14 protein-coding genes are annotated in these 17692 nt (G+C 59.5%); 5 read left to right on the top strand and 9 right to left on the bottom strand.

The window, feature by feature from the left end; all coding sequences use genetic code 11:
* The first annotated feature begins 15 nt into the window (after positions 1-15).
* Complete coding sequence (locus tag QP982_RS00335) at positions 16-1239, top strand: glutamate--cysteine ligase (protein WP_016421510.1); 1224 nt, start codon at positions 16-18, stop codon at positions 1237-1239.
* Between the two features lie 122 nt (positions 1240-1361).
* On the opposite strand, the gene QP982_RS00330 is transcribed toward QP982_RS00335, so the two are convergent.
* From QP982_RS00330 to QP982_RS00305, 6 genes are read right to left on the bottom strand one after another with little or no spacing between them, the layout of a single operon-like run.
* Positions 1362-1712: a monovalent cation/H(+) antiporter subunit G gene (locus tag QP982_RS00330; protein ID WP_038626688.1), complete on the bottom strand. Its 351-nt coding sequence runs from the start codon at positions 1710-1712 to the stop codon at positions 1362-1364.
* On the bottom strand, positions 1709-2119 hold the full coding sequence (locus tag QP982_RS00325) for a monovalent cation/H+ antiporter complex subunit F (protein WP_070840970.1): 411 nt from the start codon (positions 2117-2119) through the stop codon (positions 1709-1711). Before QP982_RS00325 ends, QP982_RS00330 begins: the two co-directional genes overlap by 4 nt.
* Positions 2116-2742 (bottom strand): Na+/H+ antiporter subunit E, encoded by a 627-nt coding sequence (locus QP982_RS00320; protein WP_070856103.1) that lies wholly within the window; start codon positions 2740-2742, stop codon positions 2116-2118. Before QP982_RS00320 ends, QP982_RS00325 begins: the two co-directional genes overlap by 4 nt.
* Complete coding sequence (locus QP982_RS00315; RefSeq protein WP_070856102.1) at positions 2742-4445, bottom strand: Na+/H+ antiporter subunit D; 1704 nt, start codon at positions 4443-4445, stop codon at positions 2742-2744. The genes QP982_RS00320 and QP982_RS00315 overlap by 1 nt, the downstream gene beginning before the upstream one ends.
* Positions 4435-4950 carry a Na(+)/H(+) antiporter subunit C gene (locus QP982_RS00310; protein WP_284870042.1) on the bottom strand — a complete coding sequence of 172 codons (516 nt, stop codon included), beginning with the start codon at positions 4948-4950 and terminating at the stop codon, positions 4435-4437. Before QP982_RS00310 ends, QP982_RS00315 begins: the two co-directional genes overlap by 11 nt.
* The gene (locus QP982_RS00305) at positions 4947-8084 is read right to left on the bottom strand and encodes a Na+/H+ antiporter subunit A (protein ID WP_083327421.1); all 3138 of its coding nucleotides are present in this window, start codon (positions 8082-8084) and stop codon (positions 4947-4949) included. Before QP982_RS00305 ends, QP982_RS00310 begins: the two co-directional genes overlap by 4 nt.
* A gap of 288 nt (positions 8085-8372) precedes the next feature.
* On the opposite strand from QP982_RS00305, the gene QP982_RS00300 reads away from it, so the two are divergent.
* From QP982_RS00300 to QP982_RS00290, 3 genes are all read left to right on the top strand, one after another.
* Positions 8373-9182: a metal ABC transporter ATP-binding protein gene (locus QP982_RS00300; protein WP_035006260.1), complete on the top strand. Its 810-nt coding sequence runs from the start codon at positions 8373-8375 to the stop codon at positions 9180-9182.
* Entirely contained in the window at positions 9179-10945 is a 1767-nt protein-coding gene (locus QP982_RS00295) for a metal ABC transporter solute-binding protein, Zn/Mn family (protein ID WP_222865187.1), read from the top strand. The genes QP982_RS00300 and QP982_RS00295 overlap by 4 nt, the downstream gene beginning before the upstream one ends.
* 292 nt (positions 10946-11237) lie before the next feature.
* Positions 11238-12449, top strand: coding sequence for an IS110 family RNA-guided transposase (locus QP982_RS00290; protein WP_070856100.1), 1212 nt, complete (start codon positions 11238-11240; stop codon positions 12447-12449).
* Positions 12450-12600: 151 nt separating this feature from the next.
* On the opposite strand, the gene QP982_RS00285 is transcribed toward QP982_RS00290, so the two are convergent.
* Together QP982_RS00285 and QP982_RS00280 are read right to left on the bottom strand one after the other, a co-directional pair.
* Positions 12601-13155, bottom strand: coding sequence for a 2-isopropylmalate synthase (locus QP982_RS00285; protein ID WP_048731724.1), 555 nt, complete (start codon positions 13153-13155; stop codon positions 12601-12603).
* Positions 13156-13394: 239 nt separating this feature from the next.
* A complete protein-coding gene (locus tag QP982_RS00280; RefSeq protein WP_049171925.1) occupies positions 13395-14780 on the bottom strand; it encodes a dipeptidase in 1386 nt (461 codons plus the stop codon).
* A gap of 378 nt (positions 14781-15158) precedes the next feature.
* On the opposite strand from QP982_RS00280, the gene groL reads away from it, so the two are divergent.
* Entirely contained in the window at positions 15159-16784 is a 1626-nt protein-coding gene (gene groL, locus QP982_RS00275) for a chaperonin GroEL (protein ID WP_038626677.1), read from the top strand.
* Positions 16785-17128: 344 nt separating this feature from the next.
* On the opposite strand, the gene QP982_RS00270 is transcribed toward groL, so the two are convergent.
* Positions 17129-17605, bottom strand: a complete 477-nt coding sequence (locus tag QP982_RS00270) for a DIP1984 family protein (RefSeq protein WP_049190643.1) — start codon at positions 17603-17605, stop codon at positions 17129-17131.
* Positions 17606-17692: the final 87 nt, after the last annotated feature.

Raw genomic sequence — 17692 nt, 5'->3', positions numbered from 1 at the left:
TGAAAAAATAGCGGTATGACTGAGCAATTTTCCGGATCGGCGCAGCCATCTCTGGGAGTGGAATGGGAAGTGGCGTTCGTTGACCGACGAACGCGCGACACCGCTCCCGCTGCCGCCGAGGTGCTCGACATCATCGATGCGGAGCATCCCGGACATGGGCTCCAGCGCGAGTTCCTCGCCAACACAGTGGAGCTCGTCACCGGTGTGCACATGAACGTGCCCGATGCCGTAGCGGAGCTCCAAAGCCAGCTGGACATGGTTCTCGATGCCGCTGACCGCGTTGGGGTGGATGTGTGGTCATCGGGCTCGCATCCGTTCGCCCGCGGTACTGCTCAGCAGGTCAGCGCCAAGGGGCACTACTCCGAAATCATCAACCGCACTCAGTGGTGGGGCAACCAGATGATCATCTGGGGAGTCCACGTCCACGTTGGCATTAAGGATTCCGAACGCGTTTGGCCGATCATTCAGGCCCTGGCAACGAAGCTGCCGCACATGTTGGCGCTGTCTGCCTCCTCACCGGCCTGGAACGGCGAGGACATGGGGTACGCTTCCAACCGAAGCCTGCTCTACCAGCAGCTTCCCACCGCTGGTCAGCCGCCGGCGATTTACACGTGGCCCGAGTGGGAGTCCTACATGCACGACCAGTCCCGCTCCGGCGTCATCAACCACACCGGCTCGATGCACTTGGACATTCGCCCGGCATCAAAGTACGGCACCATTGAGATTCGTGTCGCTGACGCTACCTCTAACCTGCAGGAACTCGCCGCTATCGTGGCATTGACGCACTGTCTGACGGTTTACTACGACCGCATGTGGGAGGCTGGCGAGGAGCTACCGTCGCTGCAGTCCTGGCACATCGCCGAAAACAAGTGGCGCGCCGCCCGCTACGGCATGGACGCGCTGGTCATCGTCAATCGCGATACCGACGAGCGGTGGGTTCGCGACGAACTCCGTGAACTTGTGGTTCAACTCGCCCCGCTTGCCGACGAACTGGGTTGCCGAGCCGAACTGGAATTCGTCAACAACATCGTGGAAATGGGCGCGGCATACGAGCGGCAGCGCACTGTGGCGGATGCGGCCGGGGCGCTGCCGTCCATGGCTACCGAGGACGACGTACGGGCGAACGAAGAGCGCATTGGCCACACCCCGTGGCGTGCCGCCGTGGATCTTGCGGTGCAGGAACTGCGCGCCGGGCATCCGATAGCGCCTGCAGATTTCCACGAGCAAGTAGACGACTAGCCGTCGTTAAGCGGTGTGTGCGCCTAGCCACTAACTGAAGAAAGGCGCCCCCCTGGGCGGCCCCGGTCGAACCCGGTTCCGCTCCAGGTCGGGGTCCAATCTTGACGGGGAGTGTCCTCTCGTTATTCCCGGCTGTCATCGCGGGCGAGGCTGTCCTCGTCGACGAGCCTCTCTTTGAACGCCTCGTGGCCAACGCGGTTACTAACAATTGGCGATGTACCCAGAGCAAACAGGATAATCAGGGTCAACAGAGCCAAGTCACTACTAGTAGTTGTGTGAGCTGACGCGTGCGTGGCGACGTGCAAAAGCGAACCCGACAGCGTCAGAATTAGCCCCAGCGTTTGTGGCTTGGAGGATGCATGCATGCGACTGATGGTGTCGCGGAAGCGTATTAATCCCACGGACGCTGCAACGCACAGTAGCATTCCGGTGATAATGAGTGCGATGGCGATAATGTCTGCCACGAGAATCATTTGGGCTCTCCCTTCACTGTTTTCGGAGCTGCTGTCGGTGTTGCCTTAGGCGCTGCTTTCTGTGCGGTTTTCTTTGTGGCGACCTTGCTTGCAGCTTTCCCCGTGCCCTTCCGAGCGCTCTTCGCGGGTTTCTTTCCTTCGTCTGGGACACGGAACTTGGCGACTGCCAGCGAAGACAGGAAACCGAGCAGCGCAACGATGAGCATTGGGTAGACCACCGAAGTGTCCAAGCTCCAGGCCATGAACGCAGCGAGCATGCCCTGCAACATTGCAGTCATGGACTCCAGCGCCACCAGGCGGTCCAGCGAGTTTGGACCTGCAATCATGTGCCCGAGGGTAATCATCACCGCAATGAAATAGCCTGCGGCAGCCACTCCGAGCAGAATGTTAAAAACTTCCGGGTTCATCGGCTACTCCTTTCGCTGCTATTTTCGCCTTTCCGGCTGCTCTTCTCGCTGCTCACCTGGTCGTCACTTGCGTCCGACTTGGTAGGATGCTCGTTGACATCGCGGTTCTCAAACGCGCGAATCACCCGTCGCTCGATTCGGGTCAACTGGTTGATTTGTTCAGCTACCTTGCCTGTCGACGAAGCGTCGAGAAGATGCATGGTCAGCGTCTTTTTTCGCTTATCGATGTCCACGATGATGCCGCCCGGCTGCAGATTAATTAGTGCCATTGCAGTCGTGAGCGAAATATCGTCATTGGTCCGCATGGGGACCTTGATAATGGCAGTCGGTGGCGGATCATCTCGTCGGATGGCCAGCCAGGCGACACTGATAGAGGCCTTCACGAAGTCGATTGTCCAAGAACCGAACAGTCGCACCATGCCACCGAAGTTGATATCCAGCGCGCTGTTTGGCGGGATAGGCATGGCGAGGTTCAGCAACGTGGCTACAAGGATTCCCGAGAGCACATTGGCAAATGTCACCTCGCCCCACAGCATGACCCAAATAATCACTGTGAATAAGAAGAGCAGGATTGAAATACGTGGTGGTCGCTTTGCAGCCACCTTGGCGCGCGCTTTACTCATCAGCTTTCACCTGCTCCTTCCAGCGTGCTGGTGGCACGTTCGGTCGCCGAATCCGACTTCCATGGGCTCTTGGTGCGGCCTGGGTTTTCCAGCTGCTCCAGGCCCTTGTCATCGGCCGAGTCGATACCGAGGACCGCTGCGCGGTACTCATCAACATTCGCGACGTTGCTTGCCGCTTCGGTAGCCACATTGGACAGTGGCCCGGCCAGAACGGTAACCCCCACAGAAGCAATCACCAGCAGAGCCGTCGGCATCACCATGCCGAGTGGCATCTTGCCGACGTCGTCACGCTCTGCGATAGCAACCATCTGAGTCCTTTCCCGGAGCGCGGCTGGCTGCGCAAGCACAGTGTCGCCCTCGGGGGCGTCGGAACGGTCGCGCCAGAAGGCCTTCGACCAGACGAGAATCATGGTGTAGAGGGTCAGCAGGCTGGTGATAATCGAACCCGCAACCAGAATCCACGCGGTGGCGGAACCGTCTTGGGCACCGGCCTCGATCAGCATGACCTTGCCCAGGAAGCCTGAGAACGGCGGGATACCACCGAGGTTGAGCGCGGGCACGAGGTATAGCAGCGCCAGCAGCGGCGACGTCTTGGCCAGGCCACCGAGGCTGCGCAGGGAGGACGAGCCCGCCTGGCGCTCGATAAGCCCGACCACCAGGAACAATGCCGTCTGCACCAGAATGTGGTGCACGATGTAGAAGATCGCGCCACTGAGCCCCAGCGTATTGCCGACGGCAATGCCGAAGATCATGTATCCGATGTGGGATACCAGCGTAAATGACAAGAGACGTTTGATGTCATTTTGGGCCATGGCACCGAGAATGCCCATGAGCATTGTCGCTAGGCCGGCCCACATCAGGACGTCGTCAAGCCTGCCGTCTGGGAAAACGACACTGCGCGTGCGGATGATCGCGTAGACACCCACCTTCGTCAGCAGCCCTGCGAAGACCGCGGTAACCATCGACGGTGCGGTGGGGTAGGAGTCTGGCAACCACGCCGACAGCGGGAACACTGCTGCCTTCACTGCGAAGGCAACGAGCAGCACTGCGAAAATCGCGGTGCGGGTGCCATCGGGGATGTCCTCCATACGCAGAGAAATATGCGCGAAGTTCACCGTGCCGACCGCTTGATAAACCAGGCCAATCGCCAGCAGGAACACCATCGAGGACAACATGTTGACCATCACATACGACACGCCTGCGCGAATGCGTGACGACGATGCCCCCAGCGTGAGCAACACGTAGGAGGCTACGAGCAGAACCTCGAAGCCGACGTACATGTTGAACAGATCGCCGGCCAGGAAGGCCATGGAGACGCCCATGTTGAGCAGCATGTACGTCGGAACGAAGACGGAGATCGGCTCATCTTCGTCACCATCGCTAATACCCTGGCCGATGCCGAACCACATCACGGCAAAGAGGACCAGCTGAGAGACGGTGATCATCAACACTGCGAGGTTGTCGGCTACGAGCGTGATGCCGATTGGTGCGTCCCAGCCGCCCACCTGGACCGTGTGGACGCCGTGCGCGTAGATGAGATACACCAAGGCGCTGGCGACTCCCAGCAGGCTGCCGAGCGAGATTAGCGCGATCGCCTGCTGTGCTTTGGGAAAACGTGCCAGCAGCAGAGCAATTGCGGCGGTGGCGGCGGGGACGATGATAGGCAGCGGAATTAGTGCCAGAATTATTTGCTCAGTCGTCATCGTCGTCACCTCCTGGGGAGTTTGATGGCGGGGTCACGGGCTTTTCGAAACTGGCCGGACCGAAGCTATCGCCGGCCTCTGTGGGACGACCGGTGGTGGGATCGTCGGACTTGTCGTGGTCCGGAGCAGCTGATGGGTCGCTGGCCCGACGCATTGCCAGGCTGCGGTCCTCGTGGTCATCTTGCACGTGATCGCCGATGCGGTAGCGGTGCTGGCGATAGAGCAGAGCCAACAGGAATGCGGTCATGCCCATGGAAATAACAATTGCGGTGAGGATAAAGGCCTGGGGCAGTGAGTCTGCCTGAGCATCGCTGACCAGCGATTCCCTATCCCAAATTGGTGGCCGTCCCGGCGAACCAGAGCCAAGCAGGATGAGCAGGTTGATACCGTTGCCCATCAGCAACAGTCCCATGAGCATCCTGGTCAACGAACGATCGAGGAACAGGTACACCCCGGCGGCGATCAGCGTGCCGACAGTAGCCAGCAGAACAAAATTGAGAATCACGGGTGTGTGTCCTTTCCTTCGGTCCTAGCTGGGGCTGTCGGTTCTGAAGCCTCTGAGGTGGCTGTGTTGGCAGAGTCTGCGGGTTTAGTGCCGGCAGGTTTAACGCTTGCGGGATTAGCGCCTGCGGACTTAACACCTGCGGGCTTAGCCGCCGCCAACTTGCTGCGCAGCTGGCGGGACTGGCCGAGTGCGGCTCGATTCACACGACGTGAACGATCACGCTCAGCGCGAAGGTTTATCTGAGCATCGATGCCACCGCCCAAACTGCGCAGGATGTAGACAATCGTGCTAACCACAATCATGTACACACCCAGATCAAAGAGCATGGGGGAGACAACAGTGACATCTCCGAGCAGCGGAATTTCCCGCGAGCCATACGTAGAAGTTAGCGGTGCCCACCCCACAAACAGTGGCCACAACGCGCTGAGTGCCGACACCAGCAAACCGCCGCCGAGAAGCATCTCGTTAGGAATCGGCAGAGTTGCCGCCAACTCACGACGACCACCGATGAGATAACGCATGGTCAGTGCCAGCGCAGCCACGAGACCACCGGCGAAGCCACCGCCGACATCGTTATGGCCGGCAAAAAAGAGATAGAAGGAAACCACCATCATGGCGGGGAAGAGCACGCGCGATGCCACCAGCACCATGATCGGGTAGCGCAACCGCTCGGCTTCACCGGACTCATCGAGAGTGTTCAACCAACGGTTGGTGCGGCGAGCTCGATTCCGCTGCGGCTTAATCTTTGAACGCATATGCATGGTATGCGTGCGGAAGACCAGTGAGGTAATCCCCAGAGCCACCATCACCAGCACGGTGATTTCACCGAAGGTGTCCCAGGCGCGGATGTCGACAAGCAGTACGTTGACTGCATTCTGGCCGTGTCCAATATCGTGCGCCAGCGGCGGAATGTCGCCCGAGATTGGCTCAGTACGACGGGAGCCCATGGCGTAGGCGGCCAACACGGGAACCGTGACACCGACTGCAATGGCCAACCAAGCACGGTGTCGTGTCCACCTCGGGTTCGATGCCGGTGCCCGCGGGGAGAGCGTACGCAACACCAACACGAAAATAATCATTGAGACCGTCTCAACCAGCAGCTGTGTCAGAGCCAAGTCAGGTGCGCCGAACATGGCGAAGATAATGGCCAAGCCGTAGCCGGTCACGCCTACCAGGATGACTCCGGAAAGTCTGTTCTTCTGCCGGGTAGCGGCCAGCGCCGCGATAATCATGATGAGCGCAACTGCACCCTGCGGAGCTGAGTCCCACAGTTCCATTCGTAGCTCATCGCGCTCGCCGAGCAACAACGCACCGATGGACAGCACGATGAGGGTCAGCAAAATGACCGCTTCATTTAACGGGAGGGAACCACGCTGGGTCGCAGCAGTGACACGGAGAGAAAGACGGCGGGCCAAGTCCAGGATTCCGTCGTAAAGCGCATCGGCACTACCGAGAGCCGGTTGATCAAACTGCAGCTGACGCACCAGTTTGCGCTGCCAGTGCATGATGCCGCCTGTGACCAGAATCGTGGCTGTCAGCGCCAGGGGGAGGGTGAAGCCGTGCCAGAGAGCCAGGTGCGTTTCTGCTTCCGTATTCGGGAATGCGCTGGTGAGGTAGGGCGAGATAATCGAGTCGAGGACGCGCGGAATCAGACCGAAAACCAAACCTGCCAGCGCGAGCAGCCAAGCCGGGCCAATCTGATCCCATGTCGGGGAATCCATCTCTGCCACGGCAGGGGAAGTGCCACCACCGCTGGCGTGCGTGCTGGACTTGGTCGCAAAAGCGGCACGCAGCAGGTACAGAGAGTACGCCACGGTCAGAATCGATCCCACGACCAGGCCAATGGTGGTGAACACCGACGGCATTCCGTGCAGCGGCTCAGCATTGAGCGTGGCCTCCAGCGCCGCTTCCTTCGCGACAAAGCCGAAGAACGGCGGCACACCCATCATCGAGGCGGCCGCGAGAACCGAAATCACCAGCAACTGCGGCGACTTTCTACCGAGCCCAGAGAGCTCACGGATATCGCGCGTACCAGTCAGCCTGTCAATTGTGCCCGCGACCATAAACAGCGTGGCCTTGAACATGGCGTGGCCGAGCGTCAGCGCCAGGGCTGCCAGCATCGTCGCATGGGTGCCTATCGACGCCACCGTGATAATGAAGCCCAACTGGCTGAGGGTGCCATACGCCATGATTAGCTTGAGATCCTTCTGGCGCAGGGCCATCCAGCCACCCATAATCATGGTCAAGAGGCCGAGCGGGATGATGATTGGTTGCCAGGCGTTGGTGGCATTGAAAGTTGGCGCGAGTCGGGCGACCAGGAACACACCGGCTTTGACCATCGCTGCGGAATGCAGGAAGGAAGAAACCGGAGTTGGAGCGGCCATTGCGCCGGGCAGCCAGAAGTGGAAGGGCGCGATAGCGGACTTCGACAGTGCACCAATGACCAGCAGGATTGCGGCTGTGGAGACTGCCGTGGAGTTCAACTGCGACACGGTCAGAGCACCAGGCGAGGTGAGTTCAGAGAAGTTCCAGAAGCCTGTGGTCACTCCCATTAGGACGATACCGACCAGCATGATTAGCCCGCCAAGTGTCGTGACCAGGAGTGCCTGGCCTGCTGCGCGACGGGAGGAAGCTCGCTCGGCATAGTAGCCCACCAGGAGGAAGGAAAGAACCGAGGTAATTTCCCAGAAGACAAACATCAGCATGATGCTGTCGCTGATGACCAGGCCGTACATAGCCGCGGCGAAGGCAACCATCTGGGCTGCGAAGGAGCCTATGCGACGGCGTTTTCCGGGCGGCGGATTGACGAAGTATCCGGAGCAATACACCAGTACGAGAAAGCCGATGGTCAAAACCAGTGTGCCGAAGAGCGATTCAATAGGGCCTAATCGCAGGTTTACATCCAAGTGGATAATGGGCATCCACGAAAAATGCGTGACGGCGGGTTGCGTGATTGCGGAAGTTTCCCCGTTGCCATTGTCTAGAGCTAAGCGAACGAGATGGGTGCCGGTGTAGATGGCACCGCCTGCCAGCGGGAGGCTGAGTACGAGGAACCCGCGGGTTCCGAGCCACTTAATCGTCCATGGTGCAAGCGCTGCCGTAACGAACAGGATGCACAGGAGAGAAGTCACTATTCCATAATGATTGGAACACGCCAGTTCATGCAACCCCGTTTTAGGGACTTAAGCATTTGAAGCGGTGTTAACCGAGTGTGTGAAAACGGTCAATTGTTTCTGGGAAAGTGAAAATTTGGGGGTGAGTTGTGGGGGGGGCGGAAGTTGGGCATTTTTTGGGGCTTGAGCGGCTGACTGCTCAAGCCCCAAATCAGTGCCATTACTGCCCCCCCCCCAACACCACCCCACCCCAAAGGTCAATACATTGAACTTGGTGATTCATTGAACTGACCACTATTCTTGGCTGCCATGAGTATTAGCGTCCAGAACTTGAGCGTGAGCTACGGCGCGAACACCGCGATTCGGAACATCAGCTTCACCCTCGACTCCCCCGGCATGCACGGCATCATCGGCCCCAACGGCTCAGGCAAATCCACCCTCATGAAGGCGATGCTCCAGATCCTGGACAAACACAACGTCCACGGCACAGGCCCCACCGGCGCCCCTGCCGGCTACCCCGTCACCCTCGACGGCAAGGCCCCCGCCGAGCAGCGCCGCGCAATCGCTTATATCGAGCAGCGCTCTGACCTCGACCGCAACTTCCCCACCAGCGTCTTCGACACCGTCCTGATGGGCACTTACCCGCGCCTGGGTCTTTTCCACCGCCCCGGCAAGGCCGAACGCGAAGCAGCCACCCAGGCTCTCAAGGACGTCGACATGTGGGACTTTCGCCACCGCCACATCAGCGAACTCTCGGGCGGACAGTTCCAGCGCGTCCTCTTTGCCCGCGCCATCGTCCAGGACGCGGAGTACATCTTCCTGGACGAGCCCTTCGTCGGCATCGACGTCCCCAGCGAGAAGACGATCGTGACCCTGCTGCGGCAGATGGCGGACGCGGGCAAGCACGTCGTCGTCGTGCACCACGACATGAACACGGTGCGCGGCTACTACAACGACCTCATCGTCCTCAACGGCGAGCTCGTCGCGGCGGGTCCCACCGAGGAGGTCTTCGTCCCCGACGTGCTGCAGAAGGCCTTCGGCGCGCTCGTCATCCGCGAGCCGTCAGCACCAGCCCACCCCACGCCACGGCAGGCAGCCCTCCAGGAGGAGACAGCATGATCGCGGAGTTCCTCGACTCACTACTCAGCCACGGCTACCTGCAAAAAGCGCTGATCACCTCGGTGATCGTGGGCGTGGCCTGCGGCATCGTCGGCAGCTTCATCGTGCTGCGCGGCATGGCCCTGATCGGCGACGCCATCTCGCACGCCGTACTACCGGGGGTCGCGGCCTCCTACCTGCTCGGCACGAACCTCTTCCTCGGGGCGGTGGTCGCGGGTCTACTCGCCACACTGGCGATCGGGCTGATCAGCGAACGCTCCACTGTGAAGAACGATTCGGCGATCGGCATCGTCTTTTCCACCTTCTTCGCGATCGGCGTGCTGCTCATGGCGAAAGCGCAGACGGCGACGGATCTGACGGAGATCCTCTTCGGCAACGTCCTGACCGTTCAGGACGCCGACCGCAACCTCTCGATCGGTATTGCCGCTGCCGTGCTGATTCTCACGCTGGTCTTTTACAAGGAGCTCAAGCTCAGCACCTTCGACCCCGTCATGGCGCAGTCGGCTGGCGTGCCCGTGCGGGCAATCCACTACGGGCTGATGGTGGTGCTCACGCTGGTGACGGTCATTTCCCTGCAGACGGTGGGCGTGATCCTGGTGGTCTCCCTGCTGATCACTCCGGCGTCGGCGGCGTACCTGCTGACGAACCGGCTGGGAGTGATGATCGGGCTTTCAGTGGCGATCTCGGCGCTCAGCTCCGTAGTGGGGCTGTTCCTGAGCTATAGCTACAACGTGTCCTCCGGCGTGACGATCGTGCTGACCGCCAGCGCGCTGTTCCTGCTGGCTTTCCTCTTCGCGCCAGGCAAGGGACTGATTGCTCGCTCGCTGGGCAATAAGCCACTGGCCGCGCTGTTGGCCCTCCTGGTGGGCGGTGCCCTCGTGTTCGGGGCCGTGACCTTCTCGACGGAGGAGAAGGCAGACGGTGAGCAGCTGAACGTCGTCACCACCTTCACGCTGCTGGCGGACCTGGTGGAGGAGATCGGCGGCGAGGCGGTGGACGTCCATAACCTCGTGCCGACCGGCACGGACCCGCACGACTACGACCCCCTGCCCGCGGACCTGGATGCGACGAGCGACGCCGACCTGCTGTTCTACAACGGGCTGAACCTCGAGGGCGGTGAGCACGGCTGGCTCGCGAAACTGAAAAACACCGCGGGCCTGGACGATTCCCAGATGGTCGAGGCCACCAAGGGCGTGGAACCGAAGTACCTCAAGGACGAAAAGGGCAATCAGGAGATCAACCCGCACGCCTTCCTGGACCCGACCGTCGGCATCGCGATGGCCGAGAACGTGACCGCGGCGCTGGCCGAGGCCCTGCCCGAGCGTGCCGAGCACATCGAGGAGAAGGGGGCGGAGTACAAGGCCATGCTGGAGAGCATCGACGCCGACTACCGCGAGCAGATCGGTGCGCTGCCGAAGGAGGATCGTGTGCTCGTGGCCAGTGAACATGCCTTCCAATACATGGTCGACACCTACGGCATGGAGCAGCTGTATATCTGGCAGATCGACACGGATGAAAACGGCTCCCCCGCGCAGATCGGACACCTCGTGCGCCAGCTGAAGGACAAGCGCCCGAAGCACCTGTTCGTGGAGTCGAACGTGGATACGCGCCCCATGAAGACCGTCTCGAAGGAGGCCGGGATTCCGATCTTCGACGAGCCACTGCACTCCGATGAGCTCGGCAAGCCGGGCACGGTCGCGGGAACCTACGAGGATTTCCTGCGCAGCAACTTGAAGACCATGATCGCGGGGCTGAAGCGCTAAAACGCGAATGCTCGAGGCCCACATGCGTTGGGCTTCCCCGGTCGCATTCCCGTTACCTTGTGAGTGTCCCCGATAATGGGGATAGTCGCTGGTCCCGGTATGGCTTACCTGCCCTGTAGTTTCCATAATCCGGGGGGGTGTTGCCGCCGGGTGCCAGGACTTTCGATGACAGCTGATAGGGACACGGCCAGTTTTAAACTAGGTCTCTTTGTAACGTGGGTGCTTGCAACGAAGGTCATGACACCAGCGACTGGAACAACGCCATACCCATCTCGTTTTCTAGGAGCTCATCATGTCTCCGGAGCATTCCATCGACATATTCCTTGGTCTAGACGTCGGCAAATCTGAACACCACGCCTGCGCCTTAGACCGTGATGGCAACAAGGTCTTCGACAAACCGTTGCCTCAACTCGAATCCGAACTAGCAGGCGTTTTTCACCAGCTTCAGAAGCTTGGCACCGTGCTCGTGATCGTCGACCAACCCAACACCATCGGCGCACTACCGATTGCTGTAGCCCGGGACTGCGGTTGCGAAGTCGGATACCTGCCAGGTCTTGCGATGCGCAAAGCTGCAGATCTCTATCCGGGACGTGCAAAAACAGACAAACGCGACGCATTCATCATCGCCGACACCGCCCGCACAATGCCCCACACGCTACGTGCCGTCGACCGCAATGATGAGGTACTCTCCGCCCTAAAGATGCTGTCCGGCTTCGATGATGACATCGCCCGCGATTGCACTCGCACTGTCAATCGGCTTCGCAGTGTCCTCACCCAGATCTACCCCAGCCTGGAACGAGTTTTTGCTGGTAGCACCCTGACTCGCACGCCGATCCTGGAATTATTGATCCATTACAAGGGACCGCAGGGGCTAAAAAGAGCCGGATACCAACGAGTGTTGAACTGGATGATCAAGCGCACACGTAAAGACCCCACCCCGCTGGTAGACGACATTTTTACAGCGCTGAAAGCTCAAACAGTCACCGTGCCTGGAAGCGATGCCGCCGAGTTAGTAATTCCTCAACTGGCTGCAAACATCCAGGCCCTCAAAGAGCAACGAAACACCATTGCTGAGCAGGTTGAAGAGATGCTCGCTGATTTCCCTCTTTGTGAGGTCTTGATGAGTATGCCCGGAGTCGGCATCAAGACCGCAGCGCAGATCCTTCTTGCGATCGGTGATGGCTCCGACTTCGATAGTGCTGGCCACTTAGCTGCTTATGCTGGAATAGCGCCCGTGACTAGACGATCCGGTTCGTCGATCAGAGGTGAGTTCCCGGCACGGTCAGGCAATAAACGACTGAAAAACGCCTTGTTCTACTCGGCATTCGCGGTTATCCGCAGCCACGAACCGTCACGGCGGTATTACGAACGCAAACGCGCTGAAGGAAAACGCCACAACGCAGCAGTCATATGCCTGGCACGACGGCGATGCAATGTCATCTACGCGATGCTGAAAAACAAGGAGTTCTTCCGCGAAATCCCGCCACGCCCCGTCGCCGCATAAAGCCCCAAAGACGAAGCCGACCAGCACACGCTGGCCGGCTCCTAGGCACGCCTAAGAAACTACTCCCAAGACTGTGCTCGTCAACATCGGTCTGGCACTTGACAAAAACATAGGGACACCCCCCGTTTACTAAACGAGCAGCATCCGCGTCCTACCCATGCAGGCGGTTAGCAGCGCAGACCAAAGCGGAGAGCACGGAAGCCTCCGGAGTCTGGCCGAAGCCCATGGTCCACACATGGTCATTGTTGTGACCTGCATAGACAAAGGTAGCGGTAGCTTCGAAGATTTCGAACTGGTGGAATTCCACGATTTCCACGCGGTAACCTGCATCAGCCAGCAGATTAGTGCAAGCCGACACCGGCCCCATAGCGGTAATCTCCTGGGTGAAAGTGTGGGTGTGGTCGTCCTTGTCGGTCAGTGTTAAGTCAGCGTTGAAATTCCAGCGCCCCAGGGTGCCGCGGGTTGCCTCGAAATTCTTGATCTGAACCGGGCCGCTCGTGGGGGAGTAGGTGTCCTTGAACTTCTGCCAGTTCATGCCACGAGCTTCTTGCCTTAAGCCTCGAGGCAGGCGATGTCCGAATCGAGCCCTAAATGGATCGTCGGAATAAGTTCGCACATTGCCGTCGTCCTGGTGCTCCAACGAAGGGCGCTTGCCCGTGAACGTCGTCGAAGTGGACATGTTCTTCTGGGTGCGAGTGGGAAACATTCTTTTCTGGTCCTTTGCTTAGTTGCTTTTGCTGTGAGTGGCGGACCAACCAAGTGCTTTGAGAAGTTGCGGCCAGAGACCCCGTGTGGAGGGGTCAGTCCTGTCGGCCTCCACCGGGGTTCGTAGCCTTCGCTACTCGAATAAGAATGTTCTGCTGCATGGGTGGAACCTTACTACAGGTAAAAGATGTGACACAAGTCATTCAATCAATATCTTTGGTGGATTCTTTGCTGTCCCCGTTAAATTCCGTTGACAGAGGCCAGGAAAACCGCCTCGCCAATAGCGATGTCGCGAATCTCGTTCGGGTCGACCGATTCATCAGCCGAGTGGATGCGAGCCTGTGGCTCCTCCACGCCGTAAAGCGCGATGTCAGCACCTGGTACGGCGTCCAGCAGGGTGGCGCACAGCGGAATTGAGGCGCCCTCGCCCATGCTTGCGGTCTCCTTGCCATAGGCGGCCGACAGGCTGTCAGCGACCAGTTGCACAACCTTGCCCTCAACGTTGGCCCGGAACGGGTTAGCCAGCTCGTCGCGTTCGACCGTCACCTTCACGCCCCACGGAGCATGTGCGCGCAGGTGATTTTCCAGCGCGTCCTGCGCCTCAGCCGGATCAACGCCGCCTGGGATGCGGAAGTTAATGTGCGCCATGGCGGTCGACGAAATCGCGTTGACAGCATTGGTTGCCGGTGGGCAGTCGATGCCGGTCACAATCACCGACGGGCGCGCCCAGGTCAGATCGGAGACGGAAGTGTCCTCGTTGCTAATCAGGCCCACTCCATTGAGCACGCCGGCGTCAGCGCGGAAAGTCTCTGGCGAGTAGTCCAGGCCCTCCCACCGCTGCGAGCAGTCCAGTCCATCAATAGAAGTAAAGCCATTTTCATCGCGCAGGCTGTCGAGCATGCGAATCAGTGCCGCCAGCGCATCCGGGGCTGCGCCGCCGAACATGCCCGAGTGAACCGGCTGCTCCAGCGCATCGACGCGTACTTCCACATCGGCGGTGCCGCGCAGAGTGGTCACGAGCGTCGGCTGGCCAACCTCGGCATTGCCGACATCCGCAATGAGGATGACGTCGGCGTCGAAAAGCTCTGGCTGTGTGGCGATGAGGTTGTTCAGGCCCGCCGACCCGCGCTCCTCGGAGCCCTCCACGATGAGTTTGATGTTTGGCATGTCGACGTGGCCCGCAAGAGCGTCGTCGCGCAGCGCGCGCAGCGCAGCCAGGTGCATGACCACGTTGCCCTTGCAGTCGGCAGTACCGCGGCCGTACCAGCGACCGTCGCGCTCGTCGAGTGTCCACGGATCTGCGGTCCAAGCGGACTCGTCGCCCGCCGGCTGGACGTCGTAATGGGAGTAGAGCAGTACGGTCTTCGCGCTTTCCGACGACGCGGGGACGAAACCCGACAGTGCAATCGAGCCGTCGACGGTGTGGTGCGCCTTCAGTTCGATGCCCAGCTCTGCGTACATCTTGGTAACCGCCTGAGCTGCGTCAATGCAAGCCTGTTTGGTTTCTTCGGTGCCGTGTACGGAAGGGAAAGCCACCAGCTCGGTCAGCTGGGTGCGGATGGTCTCGCGTTGGCTGGAGATGTGGTCTCGCAGGGCGTCCGTGAGTTCCTTATTAATAATGCTCATGTGCGACAGTGTAGGCGCACAACCATGATGACGTTGGGAGTGACGTCGGGAGTGGTATTGGCGTTGGGAGTTGCGGCGCTTAACCTTGCACTCGATGGGGTTGAGTGCTAAAAAAGTGAATTAGCACTTGCTCTAATTGAGTGCTAATAAAAACAACTTCACACCTTGTGTATGTGTGCGTTGTATGCGAGTTGCAGCAAACTGCAGCACATACTGCAGCGCAGGCTGAAACAAGTGTTGCAAAGTCGTTAAAAAGTACAGTGTTGACTCCGGTGATGGAGAGGGCGGCGCTTCCCTCGAATCACATGCCGTCGCGGGCGCCTGGGTCAACTTCCAATGTAAGTGCCACATAAATAGACGGAGGATTCTTCAAACCTCATGGCTAAGATGATTGCATTTGACGAGGAGGCCCGCCGCGGTCTCGAAACGGGTCTGAACACCCTGGCAGACGCTGTCAAGGTTACGCTGGGCCCGAAGGGTCGCAACGTAGTCCTCGAGCGCAAGTGGGGCGCACCGCTGATCACCAACGACGGTGTCTCCATTGCACGTGAAATCGAACTTGAGGATCCTTACGAGAAGATCGGCGCTGAGCTGGTCAAGGAAGTTGCCAAGAAGACCGACGATGTCGCTGGTGACGGTACTACTACCGCTACCGTTCTGGCTCAGGCTCTGGTTTCCGAGGGTCTGCGCAACGTTGCTGCTGGCTCCAACCCGATGGGCATCAAGCGCGGCATCGAGAAGGCTGTCACGGCTGTTACCGAGAAGCTCCTGGAGTCCGCTAAGGACATTGAGACCAAGGAGCAGATTGCTGCTACCGCTGGTATCTCCGCTGCTGACCCGGCTATCGGTGAGCTGATTGCCACCGCTATGGACAAGGTCGGCAAGGAAGGCGTCATTACCGTGGAAGAGGCCAACACCTTTGGTCTCGACCTGGAGCTGACCGAGGGTATGCGCTTCGACAAGGGCTACATCTCCGGTTACTTCGCCACTGACATGGAGCGCCAGGAGGCCGTTCTGGAGGATCCGTACATCCTCCTGGTTTCCGGCAAGATTTCCAACATCAAGGACCTGCTGCCGCTGCTGGAGAAGGTCATGCAGTCCGGCAAGCCGCTGCTGATCATTGCTGAGGACGTCGAGGGCGAGGCTCTGTCCACCCTGGTCGTCAACAAGATCCGCGGTACCTTCAAGTCTGTCGCTGTCAAGGCTCCGGGCTTCGGCGACCGTCGTAAGGCAATGCTGCAGGACATGGCTATCCTGACCGATGGCCAGGTCATCTCCGAGGAGGTCGGCCTGTCGCTCGAGACCGCTGACCTGCCGCTGCTGGGTCGCGCTCGCAAGGTGGTCGTCACCAAGGACGAGACCACTATCGTCGAGGGCGCTGGCGAGCAGTCCGCTATCGAGGGCCGCGTCAACCAAATCCGCGCTGAGATCGAGAACTCCGACTCCGACTACGACAAGGAGAAGCTGCAGGAGCGCCTGGCTAAGCTCGCCGGCGGTGTTGCAGTTATCAAGGCTGGCGCCGCAACTGAGGTCGAGCTCAAGGAGCGCAAGCACCGCATTGAGGATGCCGTCCGTAACGCAAAGGCTGCTGTGGAAGAGGGCATCGTCGCAGGTGGCGGTTCCGCACTGCTGCAGGTCTCGCACGTGCTTGACGACGAGCTGGGTCTGACCGGCGACGAGGCAACCGGTGTCCGCATCGTGCGTGCGGCTCTCGCAGCTCCGCTGCGCCAGATTGCTCTGAACGCTGGTTTCGAGGCCGGCGTCGTTACCGAGAAGGTTGCTTCCCTGCCGCAGGGTGAAGGCCTGAACGCTGCTACCGGCGAGTACATCGACCTGATGGAAGCTGGCATCAACGACCCGGTGAAGGTTACCCGCTCCGCACTGCAGAATGCCGCTTCCATTGCGGCTCTGTTCCTGACCACCGAGGCTGTTGTCGCTGACAAGCCGGAACCGGCTATGCCGGCAATGCCGGGTGGCGACGAGATGGGCGGCATGGGCTTCTAAAAGAGGTCCCGACTGCTTGAGTTAGCCTAAAAAGCGCCGCTGAGGGAAATCCTCAGCGGCGCTTTTTGCTGTGTAACTTGAGAAAGTTTTAAGTCCCCGAACCCACCCTCGTTGCATCAGACGCCTCAGCGCTTGGTAGTGAAAAATAACCGATGATCTGTACCCATGTACGCAATGACGAGGACTGTCTGTTATTAATCCTGCTGCCTCAGTACAGGTGAGATCTTTAGGTGTCCCTTTAAGGCCAGAGACAGGCCGTCGCGCTCGCCGACAATCTGGATGCAACTACCGACTTATCAAAATGTGAAATTCTTCTGGTTTCGCTACCGAACCCTGCCACTTTGCTATTCGGCCGGCTTATTCGCGGCCTCGATAAGCTCGGTTGACCAGTTCGCCTGCTGAATACGGGTATCCAAGTCCCGGTATTCCTTCGCCGCCTTGTCGGCTTTCTGGCGCAGCGACCGGATATCCACAGTGGCGACATAGCGAATCTCCGAAGCTGAGTATCGATCCCGCCGACCCGAGCCCTGATCGGCTGCGGAGGTGTAGAACCGCCGCCGTGTTAGCAGGTGGTCGCGCTTCGCAAGTGCGTCGCTAAGCGTTCCGTCCTCGAAGGCAGTAGCGGAATTCGTGGCATTAATCGAGCGCACCAGCCATTCGAAGCGCGCCATCAGACGCTCGGCTTCGGCAATAAGCGCTTGCGGATCTTCATCAGGCGTATCGCCTTCCTGCACCTGCGCCACCAGCGCGAGACGGCGATTAATCTCAGCCAGCCGGTCGGAAACTTCGGATCGTGCGGCAAGAGCCTCGGATAACAACATGGCATTTATTGTACGCGCAGTGCTTATCGACGGTCGCTGCGTGCAGTCCCACCCCCTCAATTTCGGTAAGACGGAACGTTAACTGCT

The sequence above is a fragment of the Corynebacterium sp. MSK019 genome (assembly GCF_030232425.1).
In the GTDB taxonomy this organism is placed as follows: domain Bacteria; phylum Actinomycetota; class Actinomycetes; order Mycobacteriales; family Mycobacteriaceae; genus Corynebacterium; species Corynebacterium jeikeium_D.
The sequence above is the reverse complement of the archived record's forward strand: the minus strand, read 5'-3'. Positions and strand labels throughout refer to the sequence as shown.